14 protein-coding genes are annotated in these 15,647 nt (G+C 64.3%); 3 read left to right on the top strand and 11 right to left on the bottom strand.

All coding sequences use genetic code 11. The annotated features are described in order from the left end of the window. Positions 1-160: 160 nt before the first annotated feature. From clpA to A7A08_RS00875, 3 genes are all read right to left on the bottom strand, one after another. A complete protein-coding gene (gene clpA / locus A7A08_RS00885; protein WP_069093681.1) occupies positions 161-2,524 on the bottom strand; it encodes an ATP-dependent Clp protease ATP-binding subunit ClpA in 2,364 nt (787 codons plus the stop codon). A 9-nt stretch (positions 2,525-2,533) separates the two neighbouring features. Beyond that, positions 2,534-2,866, bottom strand: a complete 333-nt coding sequence (gene clpS / locus A7A08_RS00880) for an ATP-dependent Clp protease adapter ClpS (RefSeq protein ID WP_069093680.1) — start codon at positions 2,864-2,866, stop codon at positions 2,534-2,536. Between the two features lie 397 nt (positions 2,867-3,263). Next, positions 3,264-3,599 (bottom strand): phasin family protein, encoded by a 336-nt coding sequence (locus A7A08_RS00875; RefSeq protein ID WP_245290769.1) that lies wholly within the window; start codon positions 3,597-3,599, stop codon positions 3,264-3,266. Positions 3,600-3,924: 325 nt separating this feature from the next. On the opposite strand from A7A08_RS00875, the gene A7A08_RS00870 reads away from it, so the two are divergent. Both A7A08_RS00870 and A7A08_RS00865 read left to right on the top strand, forming a co-directional pair. After that, positions 3,925-5,193: a D-alanyl-D-alanine carboxypeptidase gene (locus tag A7A08_RS00870; RefSeq protein WP_169822883.1), complete on the top strand. Its 1,269-nt coding sequence runs from the start codon at positions 3,925-3,927 to the stop codon at positions 5,191-5,193. A 118-nt stretch (positions 5,194-5,311) separates the two neighbouring features. Next, the gene (locus A7A08_RS00865; protein WP_069093678.1) at positions 5,312-5,713 is read left to right on the top strand and encodes a DoxX family protein; all 402 of its coding nucleotides are present in this window, start codon (positions 5,312-5,314) and stop codon (positions 5,711-5,713) included. A 16-nt stretch (positions 5,714-5,729) separates the two neighbouring features. On the opposite strand, the gene A7A08_RS00860 is transcribed toward A7A08_RS00865, so the two are convergent. From A7A08_RS00860 to putA, 4 genes are all read right to left on the bottom strand, one after another. Beyond that, positions 5,730-6,326 (bottom strand): DnaJ domain-containing protein, encoded by a 597-nt coding sequence (locus A7A08_RS00860; RefSeq protein WP_069093677.1) that lies wholly within the window; start codon positions 6,324-6,326, stop codon positions 5,730-5,732. 35 nt (positions 6,327-6,361) lie between these two features. Continuing rightward, positions 6,362-6,523 carry a hypothetical protein gene (locus tag A7A08_RS16095; RefSeq protein WP_169822882.1) on the bottom strand — a complete coding sequence of 54 codons (162 nt, stop codon included), beginning with the start codon at positions 6,521-6,523 and terminating at the stop codon, positions 6,362-6,364. Positions 6,524-6,532: 9 nt separating this feature from the next. Beyond that, positions 6,533-7,255, bottom strand: coding sequence for a vWA domain-containing protein (locus A7A08_RS00855; RefSeq protein WP_069093676.1), 723 nt, complete (start codon positions 7,253-7,255; stop codon positions 6,533-6,535). 101 nt (positions 7,256-7,356) lie between these two features. Next, entirely contained in the window at positions 7,357-10,530 is a 3,174-nt protein-coding gene (putA, locus tag A7A08_RS00850; protein ID WP_069093675.1) for a bifunctional proline dehydrogenase/L-glutamate gamma-semialdehyde dehydrogenase PutA, read from the bottom strand. Between the two features lie 191 nt (positions 10,531-10,721). Here putA and panC point away from each other — a divergent pair, with 191 nt between their 5' ends. Next, on the top strand, positions 10,722-11,603 hold the full coding sequence (gene panC / locus A7A08_RS00845; protein ID WP_069093674.1) for a pantoate--beta-alanine ligase: 882 nt from the start codon (positions 10,722-10,724) through the stop codon (positions 11,601-11,603). Between the two features lie 3 nt (positions 11,604-11,606). Here panC and A7A08_RS00840 read toward each other — a convergent pair whose 3' ends face one another. The 4 genes from A7A08_RS00840 to mgtE all read right to left on the bottom strand — a co-directional run bounded on the left by A7A08_RS00840 (position 11,607) and on the right by mgtE (position 15,410). Next, a complete protein-coding gene (locus A7A08_RS00840; RefSeq protein ID WP_069093673.1) occupies positions 11,607-12,047 on the bottom strand; it encodes a DUF1489 family protein in 441 nt (146 codons plus the stop codon). Between the two features lie 107 nt (positions 12,048-12,154). Then, positions 12,155-13,042 (bottom strand): YdcF family protein, encoded by an 888-nt coding sequence (locus A7A08_RS00835; protein ID WP_069093672.1) that lies wholly within the window; start codon positions 13,040-13,042, stop codon positions 12,155-12,157. Between the two features lie 84 nt (positions 13,043-13,126). Next, positions 13,127-13,963: an aldo/keto reductase gene (locus tag A7A08_RS00830; protein WP_069093671.1), complete on the bottom strand. Its 837-nt coding sequence runs from the start codon at positions 13,961-13,963 to the stop codon at positions 13,127-13,129. A 61-nt stretch (positions 13,964-14,024) separates the two neighbouring features. Continuing rightward, entirely contained in the window at positions 14,025-15,410 is a 1,386-nt protein-coding gene (gene mgtE, locus A7A08_RS00825; protein WP_069093670.1) for a magnesium transporter, read from the bottom strand. Between the last annotated feature and the right edge of the window lie 237 nt (positions 15,411-15,647).

Here is a 15,647-nt window from a genome sequence, read left to right as displayed (position 1 = left end):
GGATCCAGTAACCCATGAAGTCAGCGGTCACCATGCGGCGATGATTACTGGATTGCCCGGTCAAGCCGGGCAATGACACCTGGCGAGAGCCCAGCCAACAAAAAAGCCCGGCGCCGCTTTCGCGAGGCCGGGCCTTTTCGATCTTCTCTGAGGCGAGCCGCTAAGCCGTCTCTTCCTTGCTGCGCGATGATTTGCGCTTCTTCGGCTTGGCCTTGCCCTCGCCTTTCGGCTTGGCCGGCGCGTTGGCATCGAGGAACTCGAAGCCCAGCACCTCCTGGCCGTCCTTCTTCTCCACGATCACCCGGACGATGCCGCCGCCCTGGAGCTTGCCGAACAGGATCTCCTCGGCGAGCGGCTTTTTGATGTGCTCCTGGATCACGCGAGCCAGCGGACGGGCGCCGAACTTCTCGTCGTAGCCGCGCTCGGCCAGCCACTGATTGGCGGCATCCGTGAGCTCGATCGTGATGTTCCGGTCGCCGAGCTGCGCTTCCAGCTGGAAGACGAACTTCTCGACCACCTTGGAGATCACGTCCTGGCCCAACGGCGCGAACGGGATCACCGCATCCAGACGGTTGCGGAATTCCGGCGAGAACATCCGCGCGATGGCCTCCTCGTCGTCCCCTTCCCGCTTGGACCGGTTGAAGCCGATGGCCGCCTTGGCGAGGTCGGTCGCGCCCGCATTGGTCGTCATGATCAGGATGACGTTCTGGAAGTCGACCTTCTTGCCGTTATGGTCGGTCAGCTTCCCGTGATCCATCACCTGCAGCAGGATATTGAACAGATCCGGATGCGCCTTCTCGATCTCGTCGAGCAGCAGCACGCAATGCGGATGCTGGTCGACGCCATCGGTCAGAAGACCGCCCTGGTCGAACCCGACATAGCCCGGAGGCGCACCGATCAGGCGCGAGACCGTGTGCCGCTCCATATACTCCGACATGTCGAAGCGGAGCAGCTCCACGCCCAACAGCTCGGCGAGCTGGCGTGAGACCTCGGTCTTGCCGACGCCCGTGGGCCCGGAGAACATGTAGCAGCCGATCGGCTTGCCCGGCTCGCGAAGCCCGGCGCGCGACAGCTTGATCGCCGCGCCCAGCGCCTCGATCGCCTGATCCTGGCCGAACACGACCCGCTTCAGGTCCCGGTCGATATGGCGCAGGACTTCCGCGTCGGTCTTCGAGATCGTCTTCGGCGGGATGCGGGCCATGGTGGCGATGGTGTTCTCCACCTCTTTCACACCGATCACCTTCCGCCGCTGCTTCTCAGGCACCAACATCAGGGACGCGCCCGTCTCGTCGATCACGTCGATCGCCTTATCGGGCAGCTTCCGGTCGTGGATGTATTTCGCCGACAGCTCCACCGCCGTGCGCAGCGCCTGATTGGTGTAGCGCACTTTGTGGAAGTCCTCGAAATAAGGCTTCAGCCCCTTCAGGATATCGATCGCATCGGAGACGCTGGGCTCGTTGACGTCGATCTTCTGGAAGCGGCGGACGAGCGCCCGGTCCTTCTCGAAATGCTGACGATACTCCTTGTAGGTCGTCGAGCCGATGCAGCGCAGCCCCCCGCTCTGAAGCGCAGGCTTCAGCAGGTTGGAGGCATCCATGGCGCCGCCGGAGGTCGCGCCCGCGCCGATCACCGTGTGGATCTCGTCGATGAACATGATGGCGCCGGGATAATTCTCGATCTCCCGCATCACGGCCTTCAGCCGCTCCTCGAAATCGCCGCGATACCGCGTGCCGGCGAGCAGCGCGCCCATGTCGAGCTGGAAGATCGTGGCATCCTGCAGCACTTCCGGCACGTCGCCCATGACGATGCGCCGCGCCAGGCCTTCGGCGATGGCCGTCTTGCCGACGCCCGGATCGCCCACGAAGAGCGGGTTGTTCTTCTGCCGGCGGCATAGCACCTGGATGGTGCGCTGAATCTCGCTCGCCCGGCCGATCAGAGGATCGATCTTGCCGCCCTCGGCCTTCTCGTTGAGATTCACGCAATAGACCTCGAGCGCGTCCGCGCCGCGCTTCTTGTCCTCGCCGCCCTCGACGGTCGCCGCGTCGTCGTCCACGCCGCGAACGGTCCGGGGCTCGGACATACCGGGCCTTTTGGCGATGCCGTGGCTGATATAGTTGACCGCGTCCAGCCGGGTCATGTGCTGCTCTTGCAGGAAGAACGCCGCATGGCTCTCCCGCTCGGCGAAGATCGCAACCAGCACGTTAGCGCCCGTCACCTCTTCCCGGCCCGAAGACTGCACATGGGCCACAGCGCGGTGGATGACGCGCTGGAAGCCGGCCGTCGGCTGCGCATCGCTGCGCTGGGTGACGGAAAGCCCGGCGAGCTCTTCCTCGATATAGCCGGTGACTTTGTCGCGCAGCAGATCGAGATCGACATCGCAGGCCCGCATAACGGCGGCCGCGTCGCGGTCGTCGATCAGCGAGAGCAGCAGATGCTCGAGCGTCGCATATTCGTGATTCCGCTCATTGGCGTATTGGAGAGCGCGCCTCAGAGCCTGTTCGAGACTGGTCGAAAAAGAAGCCAAGTCAGATCCTCACTCTTTTTCCATGGTGCATTGGAGCGGATGCTCGTTCTGACGCGCGAAACTCGTCACCTGAGCCACTTTAGTCTCGGCCACCTCGTAAGTGTAGACCCCGCAGATGCCGACGCCCTTCTGGTGGACATGCAGCATGATCTGGGTCGCCTCTTCCTGGCCCTTGTTGAAAAAGTGCTCCAGGACGTAAACGACGAAGTCCATAGGGGTGTAGTCGTCGTTCAGAAGCAGCACCTTGTACAAGCTGGGCCGCTTCGTCTTCGGACGAGTCTTCGTGATGATGTTCGTGCCGGTGTCGTCGTCGCCCCGGCCGTTTTCGCCGTTCCGCGCCATTGTCAGCCTCTATGTGGCGTCTCGTTCTTCATGTTCCAAGTGGCGTTAGCCAAATTCCAATCGAGCCATCGCGTCTCAGGTGTCGCATTCCAAGCGTCGCGTCCTGGCGGATCCATACCGGACAGTTGGCGGACCTCGCCGAGACGACGGCAGCCTCCTGTCTCCTATCCTGTGCCAATCCCGCGAAGCTGCGCAACCCCGACACGACAGCGAAGCCATTGCCGTAAACGCCGATGCGACGACCTCCGTCATCCTAACATAGGCATCTTGCCGGCCATGAGAATGACGATCTGGCGACGAATACGTGCGGTCAAATCGAATCCAGGCCAAAAAAAAGCCCGGGTCGAGACCCGGGCCATTTACCTCATGCCCTTCCGGGCAATCGCGCTGAAAAGACCTAGTAGGTCTTCTTGGCGAAGCTGTCTTCCATCGGCTTATAGGCGTCCTGCGCCATGCCGACATACATCTCGCCAAGCTTGGACATCTCGGCCATGTAATCGTCATACGCCTTCTTGGCGTACTGCGACTGGATCTCGAAAGCCTGCTCGGCAGATTTGGCACTGACCAGCTGCTCGAAAGCACGGGTGCTGTCTTCGAACGTCTTCTTCGAGTAGTCGGTCATCTCAGACGCGATGGCCTGGACACCTTTGCTCCACTCGCCCATTGCACGGACGCTGGCCTCGAAACCGTCTTTGCCAGCCTTCTGGAACTCTTCAAAACCTTTCAACATCATGCCCTCTCTCGGTAACGTTGAGTAATATTGCGTATGCGAAGAATATATGCATTGCACAAAAAAACGTCAACCCGTTTTATTGCACTGCACAAAAAAGAGAAAATTCGTCTTAACCCTTTGGCAATTCCCCAAATTTACGCTGGCTTCAGCAGCGCCGGACGCGGAGGAACCGCACCGAATAGCCCGTGATCGCCAAGAATAGGCGAACGGCATCCGGCGGCATAGGGACGGTTAGTCGACGGGGATTTTCAGCGTTATGCGCGAAATTACCAGAAATTCAGCGGGCGGCGCTCAGCGGCTGCACCGCACTGCAGTTTGGGCTCTCGTGAGCCTCTTGACCTTGGCAATGCTGCTGCCGCCGCTTCGGCCGGCGCAGGCTGCCTCGGATTTCCGATCCGCCATCGTGGTGGACATGAACAACGGCGAAGTGCTTTTCGCCCGCTCTGCCGACACCAAGCGGTATCCGGCCTCGCTCACCAAGATCATGACGCTCTACGTCCTGTTCGGCTATCTCCGCGACGGCCGCATCACGTTGGACTCCGAGCTGACCATCACGCCCCACGCGGCATCCCAGCCGCCGACCAAGCTGGGCCTGAAGCCGGGATCGACGATCCGCACCGAGGACGCGATCAAGTCGCTGGTGACCAAGTCCGCCAACGACATGGCGGCCGCCGTGGCCGAGAACCTGGCCGGCACCGAATCCAACTTCGCCCGCATCATGACCCAGCAGGCCCGCGCCATCGGCATGAAGAACACCGTGTTCAAGAATGCATCGGGTCTGCCGAACAATGCCCAGGTCACGACGGCCCGCGACATGGCCATTCTCGGCGAGCGCATCATGCGCGACTACCCGGAGTATTATCACTACTTCTCGCTGACGAGCTTCAGCTACAAGGGCCGGAGCTACCGCAATCACAACCATCTGCTGGGCAACTATTCCGGCACCGACGGCATCAAGACCGGCTTCATCCGCGCCAGCGGCTTCAACCTGACGGCCTCCTGCCGCCGCGACGGCAAGCATCTGCTGACCGTCGTGCTGGGCGGTTCCACCAGCGGCGGCCGCGATGCCACCGTGCGCTATCTGTTCGACAAGCACTGGGCCAAGGCCAGCGTCGGCAGCACCCGCGAACCGTTCGTGGCTTCGCCGGGCATGCCGCTCCGCCGTCCGCCGGTCTTCGCCGTGGCATCCGCCGGAGGCCGCAGCGCGAGCCCTGCCCCGCAGCCCGTTTCCTATCAGCCGCAGCCTCAGCGCGTGGCGGTCCGCAACCCGCTCGCCGAAGTGCAGCAGCAGCCTCAGGTTCAGGCGCGGCCTCAACCGCAGCCCCAGCTCGTCGGACGTTCCGAGAACGGCGCCTATCACGTCCAGGTCGGCTCCTACACCACGCCCCAGGACGCCGACCGCCGGCTGACCACGATCCAGAGTCAGGCGGGCAACCTGCTCTCGGGCCACCAGCCCGTCACCACCAGCTTCCAGAACGGCAGCACGCGATGGTACCGAGCGCGCTTCGCGAACTTCTCGCAGTCCGAGGCCGAGAAAACCTGCTCGAGCCTGAAGCGCATGTCGGTCGACTGCATCGCGATGCGGGCCGAATAGGCAAAAAGCCGCCTGCATAATCGTCACTTCGCCGACCGGCTGAAGTTGCCGCGAATCTCCCCAAGGCCTAGCTTGCTTTCGTCTTGGGGGGATAACGAGACCACAGCGAGGGACGATTATGCTGAGCTCACTTGATCGATACGCACCTTACGCGCTTGCCGCGCTCCGCATCGTCACCGCGCTCCTCTTCATGGAGCACGGCACGATGAAGCTGTTCGGCTTTCCGGAAGTCGAGGGCCATGGCGGCGGCGGAAGCCTTTCACCGCTGATCCTTACCGCCGGCATCTTGGAAGTGTTTGGCGGCCTAGCGATCCTCATCGGCCTATTCACCCGGCCGATCGCCTTCCTGCTTTCGGGCCAGATGGCAGTCGCCTACTGGATGGCCCATTTCCCGCGCGGATTTTATCCGGTCGAGAACGGCGGCGACGGCGCCATCCTGTTCTGCTTCGTCTTCCTGTATCTGTTCTTTGCGGGTCCAGGCGCCTGGGCGATCGACACCATGCGCCAGCGGAACGGCTAACGAGACTGGCCGCGGATCAGCGAACGCTGAGGAGAACTTCCTTGGCCTCGTTGATCCGCGCCGCCAGATAGGTCGAGCCGCCCTGGTCCGGATGCACCTTCTTCATGAGGTGGCGATGCGCCTTGCGGATCTCTTCCACCGTGGCCGAGCGGGCCACACCCAGCACCTCATACGCCTCGTCGATACTCATGCTTCCGGAAGACCGGCTGCGGCGCCCCGCCCCGCCCGTGCCGTTCCCAGCGCCGTAGCGTGAATATCCAGCGCCCGCACCGGCACCATCCTGCCAACCCGGCGAACGTTGATTGAGATAGGCTTCGATCAACGCGGCCTCTTGGGGATCGCCGTGCTGAAGTTCGGCGACGAGTTCCTTGAGCTCCTGCGTCTGGAGGTCCGATAGCGCACGCCCGGCGAATTTGCCGGAGACCACCCGCCCGTCGACACGGCCCGTCCCGTGGTCGAGCTCCATCTCTAGATGGGCGGTGCGCACGAAGGATTTCTGCCCACCCGCGCGCTGCCGGCCCGGCCCATAGCCACCGCCGAGGCCGCCCATGCCGCCGGGACCGAACGGTCCGCCGCCGAAGGTGCGGAAGCGGATGCCCTGCCGGCGCAGCATCGTGTAGCCGATGATCGCGACCGGAATCGCGAGGATCAGGAGGCCGGGAATGATGAAGCGCCGGCGAGAATGAAGAGCGCGATCCAGCTGTATTTCCGGATGCCGCGCGCAAGCTTGCCGGTATCGGCGTTCGCCAGGTAGCGAAGCCCGAACATGATCGCCAGGAAGAGGCCGAAGCCGAGGAGGAATGCGTACATGGTCTCCGGTCAGCCCATCTGCTCTAGAAGGCGCGCGGCCGCGCCACCTTCGCGTTCGCTAAAGGATTGGAGGGCCTTTCGCCCGCCGCTCGCATAGACCGCCACAGCTTTGAGCAAGGCGCGAAGCTGGTGCGCGGCCCCGGCATCGAACGCACAATATGCCCCTTTCGTGAGTCGGGCGATCTCCTTGAAGGCGATCTCCGCCCGCGGTTCGCGGCCTTCCTGGAACAGGAAGACGGGCACGCCGAGCAATCCCAGCTCACCGGCTTTTTGACACAGCGCGTCGATGCTCTCCTCCATGCAATCGCCGACATAGACGACGGCGCTCACCTTCTGCTTCGCCGTCTCGCGCTTGGCGTGACCCAGCACCTTGCCGATCTGGGTGTAGCCACCGCGGCAGGAGACCTGGCTCATCACCCGCGAAAGCGCGGCGGCATCGCTCACCCATTTGCTGGCCCGGCATTCGCCGAAGCCTCGGAAATAGATCAGCTGTACGTCGAGACCGCCGATTTCGTCCACGGCGGCGAACATATCGCCCTGAAGCTGCAGCGCCATATCCCAGGTCGGCTGTCGGCTCATGGTCGCATCCATGGCGAAGATCAGCCTGCCGTCGCCGGTGCGGGGCGCAAGCGACTGGGTGCGCCTCAGAAACGCGGCAACGTCCGAATCGCTGGAGCGCCGCTCCTGAATATCGTTCGCATCGTCCGTGCTCGGACGCATTGCCTTCGCCATCGAAACTCCCTGGTTGGCGAACGTATCGGGAAAGAACCGCCCTTATAGATGGAAACTCATTGCGATTCCGGCAATGGCGGCCTGATCGGTAATTTCCGCCCTCAATCTTCGTCCGTGGCGGCCAGCAGCTTGGCATTTCCGCCCGAAGCGGTCGTATTCACCGTCATCACCCGTTCGGTTGCGAACCGCTCCAGATAATGCGGCCCACCCGCCTTCGGTCCGGTGCCCGACAGACCCTCGCCGCCGAAAGGCTGGGCTCCGACCACGGCGCCGATCTGGTTGCGGTTGACGTAGAAGTTTCCCACGCGGGCACGGGCGGCAACGAAGTCCGCGGCTTGCTCGACCCGGGAATGGAGCCCCAGGGTCAGCCCAAACCCGCTCGCGTTGATCTGATCGCATACCGCGGCAAGCCCATCGCCGGGAAAGCGCACGACGTGGAGGATCGGTCCGAAAACCTCCGCCTTCAGCTCGGACAGCGAGTCGATCTCATAGATCGCGGGGCTTACGAAGCTGCCGCGGGGAAGATCGTCCGGCAGGGGCAGATCGAGGATCTCCCGCGCCTCCGCCCGCATTCGCACCTTATGGGCCTGGAGCGTCAGCTTGGCCTGGGAATCGATCACCGGGCCGATATCGGTCGAATAGTCCAGCGGATCGCCAATCGTAAGTTCCCGCACCGCGCCCGTCAGCATCTCCAGGATGCGGTCCGCCACCTCCTCCTGCAGGAACAGCACCCGCAGTGCGGAGCAGCGCTGGCCGGCGCTGTCGAAGGCGGACGCGATGACGTCGTCCACCACCTGTTCGGGCAGCGCGGAGGAATCGACGATCATGGCGTTGAGGCCCCCCATCTCGGCGATCAGCGGAACGACCGGCCCTTCCCGTGCCGCAAGCGCACGGTTGATGGCGATGCCAGTCTCCGTGCCGCCGGTGAAAGCCACGCCGTTCACCCGAAGATCCTCGATCAAGGCCTGACCGACCACCTCGCCCGGCCCGGGCAGCAGATGCAGCACATCGGCCGGCACCCCCGCCTCATGCAGCAGGCGGACGGTGCGGGCAGCGATCAGCGGCGTCTGCTCGGCGGGCTTCGCGACTACCGCGTTGCCGGCGGCGAGCGCCGCTCCGATCTGGGCGGAAAAGATCGCCAACGGAAAATTCCAGGGCGAGATGCAGGCGAACACGCCGCGCCCATGCAGAGATAGCAGGTTCTCCTCACCGGTCGGACCCGGAAGATGCTTGGGCGCACCGAAGCTCTCCCGGGCTTGCGAAGCCGCGTAGCGCAGATGGTCCACCGCCTCGCGGAGATCGCCCTGGGCATTCTCCAGGGTCTTGCCGGCTTCCCGTACCAGGAGCGCCATCAAGGCGGGCCGGTCCGCCTCCATAAGATCGGCCGCCTTCTCCAGGATCGCGGCCCGCTCTTCGCCGCCACGCCGATCCCACCCCGGCGCAGCAGCGGTTGCCGCATCGAGCGCAGCGTCGATCGCATCAGCATCCGCGTTGGTGCAATGGCCGACCTCGATCTGCCTGTCGTTTGGCGACGTGATCGCATAGGGCTGCCCCCGCGTAATGAGCTCGCCGGAGACGATGGGGCCGGCCACGAACCCGCCCTGCTCCAGCGCATCGCGCATATCGTCCACGAGAGCCTCGCGGGAAAAGTCGTCCCATAGAGGCAGCCCCTCTGCATTCTTCCGCGGTGCGAAGATCTCCGCTGGTAGGGGAATGCGCGGATTGGCCTTTGTCTCGTTGGCTTCCGCCTTCTCGACGGGATCGGCGATGATCGCCCCGATGGGCGCCTCGTCATCGGCCAACCGATTCACGAAGGAGGTATTGGCGCCGTTCTCCAAAAGCCGCCGCACCAGATAGGCCAATAGATCGCTATGGCCGCCGACCGGCGCGTAGATCCGGCAGGGCCGTCCCAGCTTGTCCGGCGAAACGACTGCTTCGTGGAGGGCTTCTCCCATGCCGAACAGCCGCTGGAACTCGTAATCCGCCCCCTCGCCCAGCCGGTGGACGGCCGCGATCGTGTGAGCGTTATGGGTGGCGAATTGCGGAAAGAAGCAATCCGCCCTCTCCAGCAGCGCCCGGGATGCAGCAATGTAGGAGACGTCGGTGTTCACCTTGCGGGTGAAGACCGGATAGCTGTGCAGCCCGGCGACTTGCGCCCATTTGATCTCCGAATCCCAATAGGCGCCCTTCACCAGCCGCACCGGAATGCGCCGTCCCGTCGCCCGCGCCACCGCCCCGAGCCAGGCGATCAGTGGCAGGGTGCGCTTGGAATAGGCCTGCACCGCCAGGCCCAACCCATCCCAGCCGGCGAGATCCGGATCTTCGAAAAGGGGCTTCAGGAGGGATAGGCTGAGATCGAGCCGGTCCGCCTCCTCCGCATCGATGGTGAGAGGCAGATAGGCTTCCCGCATGGCGACCGCGAGCCGCTTCAGCCGCGGCAGCAATTCCTCCTGCATGCGGGCGGCCTGGGAGGGCTCATATCGCGGATGAAGCGCGGAAAGCTTGATGGACAGGCCGGAGCGCCGGTGCAGGGTTTCCCCGTCCCGGTTGCGCGGCTCGCCGTGATCGGTGGCAATGGCTTCGATGGCATGAGCGTAGCGCTGCAGATAGCGCTGGGCGTCATCCTCGCTTCGCGCCGCCTCCCCCAGCATGTCGTAGGAGAAGCGATAGCCGCGGCCCGCCTCGTCCTTGCCGTTCCGAATCGCCTCTTCGATGGTTTCTCCGAGCACGAACTGTCCGCCCAGGATGCGCATGGCGTGGCGCAGCGATTCCCGGATCACCCCTTCGCCCGTTCGCGAGACGAGCCTCTGCAGCCGCCGGGAGATCTCGTTGCCGTCCCGCGTCCCCCAGTCGAGCACCCTACCCGTCAGCATCAGCCCCCAGGTCGACGCGTTGACGAAGAGCGAGGGCGAATGCCCCAGATGCTTGGCCCAATCCCCCGCCGACACCGTGCCGGCGATCAGCTTATCGGCGGTCGCCTTGTCAGGAATGCGCAGCAACGCTTCCGCCAGGCAGAGCAGCAGCACGCCTTCTTCGGTGAGAAGCCCGTATTCGTGCAGAAAGGAATCGACGCCGCCATAGGCGTGGCGCCCGGCCCGCGCCGCCTGGACCAGGTTGCGAGCCACCCGCTCGATCTGCCGCCGTTCCGGTTCGCTGAACCGCGCCTGATCGATCAGCTCCTCGACCAGCCGGTCCTCGTCGGCGAGAATCAGTGCCGCGACGCCGTCGCGGGGCGGAATCTTCGCCGTCGTCTGGTCCGCCTGCACGCTGCTCATATCGCCTCGCCGACGCCGTCCATGGCCGCTCATTCTCCGATCTTAGTCCCAACGTCCGTTAAAGCGACTCTCGTGTTTCCGCCTTTTCCGCCGTCACCCTCCAAGTACGGTCTGGAACCCTTCCCCGCCATCTTGCCTTCGCAACGGAAAGCGCTATCGTCCGCGCTTTCGGACTGGGGAAGCAACGGCCCATGGCACCGGCCATCAGCACAATCAGAACAGTGACCGGTATGCGCCGCCGCGTTGCCCAATGGCGCAACGAGGAGCGGAAGATCGCTCTCGTGCCCACCATGGGTGCGCTCCACCCCGGCCATCTTTCCCTCATCGCCAAGGCCCGCGAAAAAGCCGAGCGGGTCATCGTCTCGATCTTCGTCAATCCGACTCAGTTCGGCGAAGGCGAGGATTTCGATGCCTACCCCCGCGACGAGAAAGGCGACCTCGCCAAGCTGACCGAGGCGGGGGTCGACGTCGCCTACATTCCCGATGCCAGGCAGATGTTCGCTCCCGGCTTCGCCACCCGGGTTCATGTGAAGGGACTGACCGAGCGTCTCTGCGGCGCCTCCCGCCCCGGCCATTTCGACGGCGTCTCGACCATCGTGACCAAGCTGCTGCTGCAATGCGCGCCCGATCTCGCGATCTTCGGCGAGAAGGACTACCAGCAGCTTCTCACCATCAAGCGCATGGTCGCCGATCTCGATATCCCGGTAGAGATTCTCGGCGCCCCCATCGAACGGGAAGAGGACGGCCTCGCCCGCTCCTCCCGCAACGCCTATCTCAACAAGCGCCAGCGCGAGCTTGCCCCGCTGCTCCAGCGGACCCTGCAGGACATGGCCTACGATCTCGCAGAGGGGCGCCCGGTCGAGGATGCCACGGCGGCGAGCGCCTTCCGCCTGGAATCGGCCGGCTTCAAGGTCGACTATCTGGAAGTCGTCGATCCGGAGACCCTGCAGCCCGTCGACGGGGTCCTGAGCAAGCCGGCACGGACCCTCGTCGCGGCCTATCTCGGCAAGACGCGGCTGATCGACAATCTTGGCGTCAAACCGAAGCAGCGGAACCGCAAGCGGGCGAGTTAGCCCCTACCCGCCGATCAGGCAGAGTTCCCGCAGGTCCCGCACCATTTCCTGGGGAATATCGGAGAGCCCCTCCCCATGGAGGAGATCGCCAGGCGCATCCTCGTCCGTCAGATAGCGCCAGCCCTGAAAGGCGCGGCGCGGCTGTCCCCTCGTCGGAACGAGATCCGGTCCCAGGATGATTCCGCAGCAAGCCCGACCGTCCTCACGCGTCTCCGGCCGCAGATCGAGGATCGGCTGGCGAACCAGCACGGCGCCCTTGATGACCCAGTAGAGGGAGCCGCCCGCGAGGATCTCGTCGCGCCGCCGCGGCGTCTGGGTGGTGCGGTGGATCAACTCCAGCGGATGCCCCGCAGCACGATGCTGGGCAAGGCGCTTGGCCTGCCAGTCGCGCAAGGCTTGCACGCTGTCGATACCGACGCAGAGCTTGAGAAGATGGAGAGCCATGGAGGTCAGAAGCCTATCGCCGGGATTGGGCGGGCAATAAGGCGGAGGTCGGGTTTTCCCCGCTTTTCTGGAGGCTTCGTCGGTCGGACAAAATCCGACGATCAGGTTCAGGCCGCGTCAGGCAGCGCTTCCTCTGTGTTATGCGGAGCGGAAGGCGGGGACGCCTCGGGCCGCTTCGCCGGGCCTTCGGGTCCGGGAAACAGCGCATCCGTCCGGCCTCTGATCCAGTATGCCAACAGCCCGACCCATTCCCGCGTCGCCATGTCGACCCTACGCAGCCCTTCCGAGACTTTGTCGAACGGCCGCCAGGCATCTTCGGGCCCGCGGGTGCGGTAGTCCACCGGCCAGGGTTCGACCTCGAACCCGGCCTGGCGGAAGCATCCCATGGCCCGGGGCATGTGAGCGGCCGAGGTGATGAGCACCCACCGCTTGTCCGGCCCGAGCAGCTCCAGCTTTTGAAGCTTCGCCTTCACGTATTCGGCGTTTTCGTAGGTGTCTCGCGAGCGGTCTTCGAGAACCAGCCGTGTGCTGTCGATGCCCAGTCCGGTCAGGATCGTTGCGGTGCCCAGCGCCTCGCTCGACGCCGGGTAGAACAGCGCGGCATCGCCCCCGGAGATTACCACCTTTGCGTCGGCGAAGCGGTGGGCAAGCAGCCCTGCCTCGACGATCCGGTCGCCCGCCTCGTTCAGTGTCGGCGCGCCGCGCCCTTCGCCGATGTAGCGCTGCTCCGCCCCGCCCAGAACGATGAAGCCCGTCGGCGGCGCGCCCCGGTCGAGATCGGCCCGCGGAAAGCGGTCCTCGAGCGGCAGCACCAGCCAATTGCCGAGGGGCGACAGCCCCACGGCCAACAGCAGGAACGCCGCCAGCGCCACGATCCGCCGCCCCCACCTGGCCCAGTAGGTCCAGACCATCACCGTGCCCAGCAGCAACAGAAAGGCGATCAGGCAGGACGGCTGCAGGAAAAACCACAAGAGCTTCGCGAGATAAAAGAACATCCCTCACCAGATCCGATGCGCAGCAGATCAAACCGGCGACTCATAGCAGCCTTGCCGGCCAGGCGCATTCTCCGAGGCGTCGGATCAATCCCACTGGGGAGCCCAATCCGGGTCGGTCATCCGGCCGCCGGGCTCGGCCAGCGAGAAGATGCGCGCCATCTCGTCTTCGCTGAGCGAGAAGTCGAAGATGTCGAAATTGCTCTCGATATGGTCCGGATTGCCGGAACGCGGGATGGCGACCACGCTTTCTTGCTGGATCAGCCAGCGCAGGATCACCTGGTTGGCGCCCTTGCCGTGCGCATCGGCGATCTCGGTAACGACGGGATCTGAGAGCAGCCTCCCCCGCCCCAGGGGCGAATAGGCCGTCAGCGCGAGGCCGTCCCGGCGGCAGGCACCCAGCACCACGCTCTGATCCAGATGCGGGTGATATTCGACCTGATTGGTGACCAGCGGGGCGGAAGCGAGTGCGATCGCCTCCTCCATCAGCGCCACGGGGAAATTGCTGATCCCGATATGCCGCGTCATGCCGAAACGCTTCACCTCCGAGAGCGCCGCCATGGTCTCCTCCAGAGGCACCTCCGGATTCGGCCAGTGGATCAGCAGAAGATCGACCCAGTCGAGGCCGAGACGCTTCAGGCTCAGCTCGACCGAGCCCTGCAGCCGCGCCTCCTCCATCTGGTCCATCCAGACCTTGGTGGTGACGAAGACCGAATCTCGGTCCACCCCCGAGCCCGCCAGCCCCTCGCCCACCTCCGTCTCGTTACCGTAGATCTGCGCGGTGTCGATGTGGCGGTATCCGATCTCCAGGGCGCACTTGACCGCATCGACGCAGACCTCGCCCTCGAGCTGCCATGTCCCGAACCCGAGCACCGGGATCGCGGCCCCGTTCGCCTCCACGCAGCTCCGCTCGTCAATTGTCATACGCCGCCACCCCCGCGTGCAGAATCAAAATCGTCCGAGTACGGATGATGCCTTGTCCCGGCTAGAGGAGCCAGAGCGCAGCGAGACCGAGAAAAGCGAAGAAACCCACCACATCCGTAACCGTCGTGACGAAGACGCCCGAGGTGATTGCGGGATCGACCCCGAGCTCGTTCAGCCCCAGCGGCACGAGTATGCCGGCAAGTGCGGCCACCACGAGATTGACGACCATGGCCATGGCGATGATCAGACCGAGATCGGTGCGGCCGAACCAGACATAGGCCACGAGCCCCATGAGCACGGCGAAGAGAAGCCCGTTGAGGAGGCCCACCGCGGTTTCCCTCCCGATCACCCTGAGTGCATTCACCCGGCCGAGATCCCTCGTGGCCAGCGCCCGGACGGCCACGGTCATGGTCTGGGTGCCCGCATTGCCGCCCATGGAGGCCACGATGGGCATGAGCACGGCGAGCGCCACCATCTGCTGGATCGTGGCGTCGAACATGCTGATGACGAAGGAGGCGAGGATCGCGGTGACGAGATTCACCAGAAGCCAGGCGAAGCGCTGGCGCGTCGTGCCCCAGACGCTGTTGGAGATGCCCGTGCTGGGCGCGACACCGGCGAGGCGCAGGATATCCTCCTCCGCCTCTTCCTGAACGACCTCGACCACATCGTCGGCCGTGATCACGCCGATCAGCCGGTTGTCCGGATCGACCACCGGCGCCGAGGACAGATTGTAGCGTTCGAACTCCCGCGCCACGTCCTCCTGGTCGGAATCCGCCTGGATCGGCCGAAGCTCGTGATCGGTGATGTCCTCGATATTCACGTGGCGCTTCGAGCGAAGCAGCCGGTTGAGCGCCACCGAGCCGATCAGATGGAAGGCCGGATCCACGACGAAGATCTCTTCGAAGCGCTCCGGCAGATCCTCCGATTCGCGCATGAAATCGATGGTCTGGCCGACGGACCAGAACGGCGGCACCGAGATGACCTCGGTGCGCATGATGCGGCCGGCGGAATCTTCCGGGTATTCGAGGCTCTTCTTCAGGGTGAGCTGATCGAGCCGCGGGAGCTGGTCGAGGATCGCGTTGCGGTCCTCCTCCGCCAAATCCTCCAGCAGATAGACCGCATCGTCCGTATCGAGCTGTTGCAGCGCGTCCGCCACCACCTCGGCCGGCAGGGTCGCCAGGAGCTGGTCGCGCACGCTCTCGTCCAGCTCGCTCAATGCGGCCGGATTGAACTCGTGTCCAAGCTGGGTGATGAGCTGGTCGCGCTCTTCGGGCTTCAGAAGCTCTAGAAGATCGGCGAGATCGCCCTCATGGAGGTCGCCGGTGAGCGCACGGACCTCGGCGATATCCTCCGCCTCCAGCGCCGCTTCCACGGCATGCAGGAACTCGGAGCGGAAATCGCCCTCCTCGTCGCGCACAGGCATATGTTCGTCCAGGACGCTATCCATCGCCTTTCCGAAACCTCGGTATGAACGCTCAAGAAGCGGAAGATTCTGCGCGCCCTATGACCCAAACGCGGGCGAAACCGCCGCGGATCGTGGATCGAGCGCCTATCAGACTACAATTTTCGCAAATAAACGCTGCTTCCCCCTTAACCGCCAGCCCTAAGTGGAAGATTTCCAGCTTGCCGATGGTTCCCGAGGACAACGCGCTGCGGACCACCGATGGGGGGCGAGCCCGGCCTT

The organism is Methyloligella halotolerans, assembly GCF_001708935.1.
GTDB lineage: Bacteria > Pseudomonadota > Alphaproteobacteria > Rhizobiales > Methyloligellaceae > Methyloligella > Methyloligella halotolerans.
The sequence above is the reverse complement of the archived record's forward strand: the minus strand, read 5'-3'. Positions and strand labels throughout refer to the sequence as shown.

Excerpts from the sequence above, each read along its gene's own strand:
- panC (WP_069093674.1), top strand. The coding sequence starts at position 10,722 with ATGGCACCGGCCATCAGCACAATCAGAACAGTGACCGGTATGCGCCGC.
- A7A08_RS00865 (WP_069093678.1), top strand. The coding sequence starts at position 5,312 with ATGCTGAGCTCACTTGATCGATACGCACCTTACGCGCTTGCCGCGCTC.
- A7A08_RS00830 (WP_069093671.1), bottom strand. The coding sequence starts at position 13,963 with ATGACAATTGACGAGCGGAGCTGCGTGGAGGCGAACGGGGCCGCGATC.
- A7A08_RS00860 (WP_069093677.1), bottom strand. The coding sequence starts at position 6,326 with ATGCTGCGCCGGCAGGGCATCCGCTTCCGCACCTTCGGCGGCGGACCG.
- A7A08_RS16095 (WP_169822882.1), bottom strand. The coding sequence starts at position 6,523 with ATGTACGCATTCCTCCTCGGCTTCGGCCTCTTCCTGGCGATCATGTTC.
- A7A08_RS00840 (WP_069093673.1), bottom strand. The coding sequence starts at position 12,047 with ATGGCTCTCCATCTTCTCAAGCTCTGCGTCGGTATCGACAGCGTGCAA.
- A7A08_RS00835 (WP_069093672.1), bottom strand. The coding sequence starts at position 13,042 with ATGTTCTTTTATCTCGCGAAGCTCTTGTGGTTTTTCCTGCAGCCGTCC.
- mgtE (WP_069093670.1), bottom strand. The coding sequence starts at position 15,410 with ATGGATAGCGTCCTGGACGAACATATGCCTGTGCGCGACGAGGAGGGC.
- clpS (WP_069093680.1), bottom strand. The coding sequence starts at position 2,866 with ATGGCGCGGAACGGCGAAAACGGCCGGGGCGACGACGACACCGGCACG.
- A7A08_RS00855 (WP_069093676.1), bottom strand. The coding sequence starts at position 7,255 with ATGGCGAAGGCAATGCGTCCGAGCACGGACGATGCGAACGATATTCAG.
- A7A08_RS00875 (WP_245290769.1), bottom strand. The coding sequence starts at position 3,599 with ATGATGTTGAAAGGTTTTGAAGAGTTCCAGAAGGCTGGCAAAGACGGT.
- putA (WP_069093675.1), bottom strand. The coding sequence starts at position 10,530 with ATGAGCAGCGTGCAGGCGGACCAGACGACGGCGAAGATTCCGCCCCGC.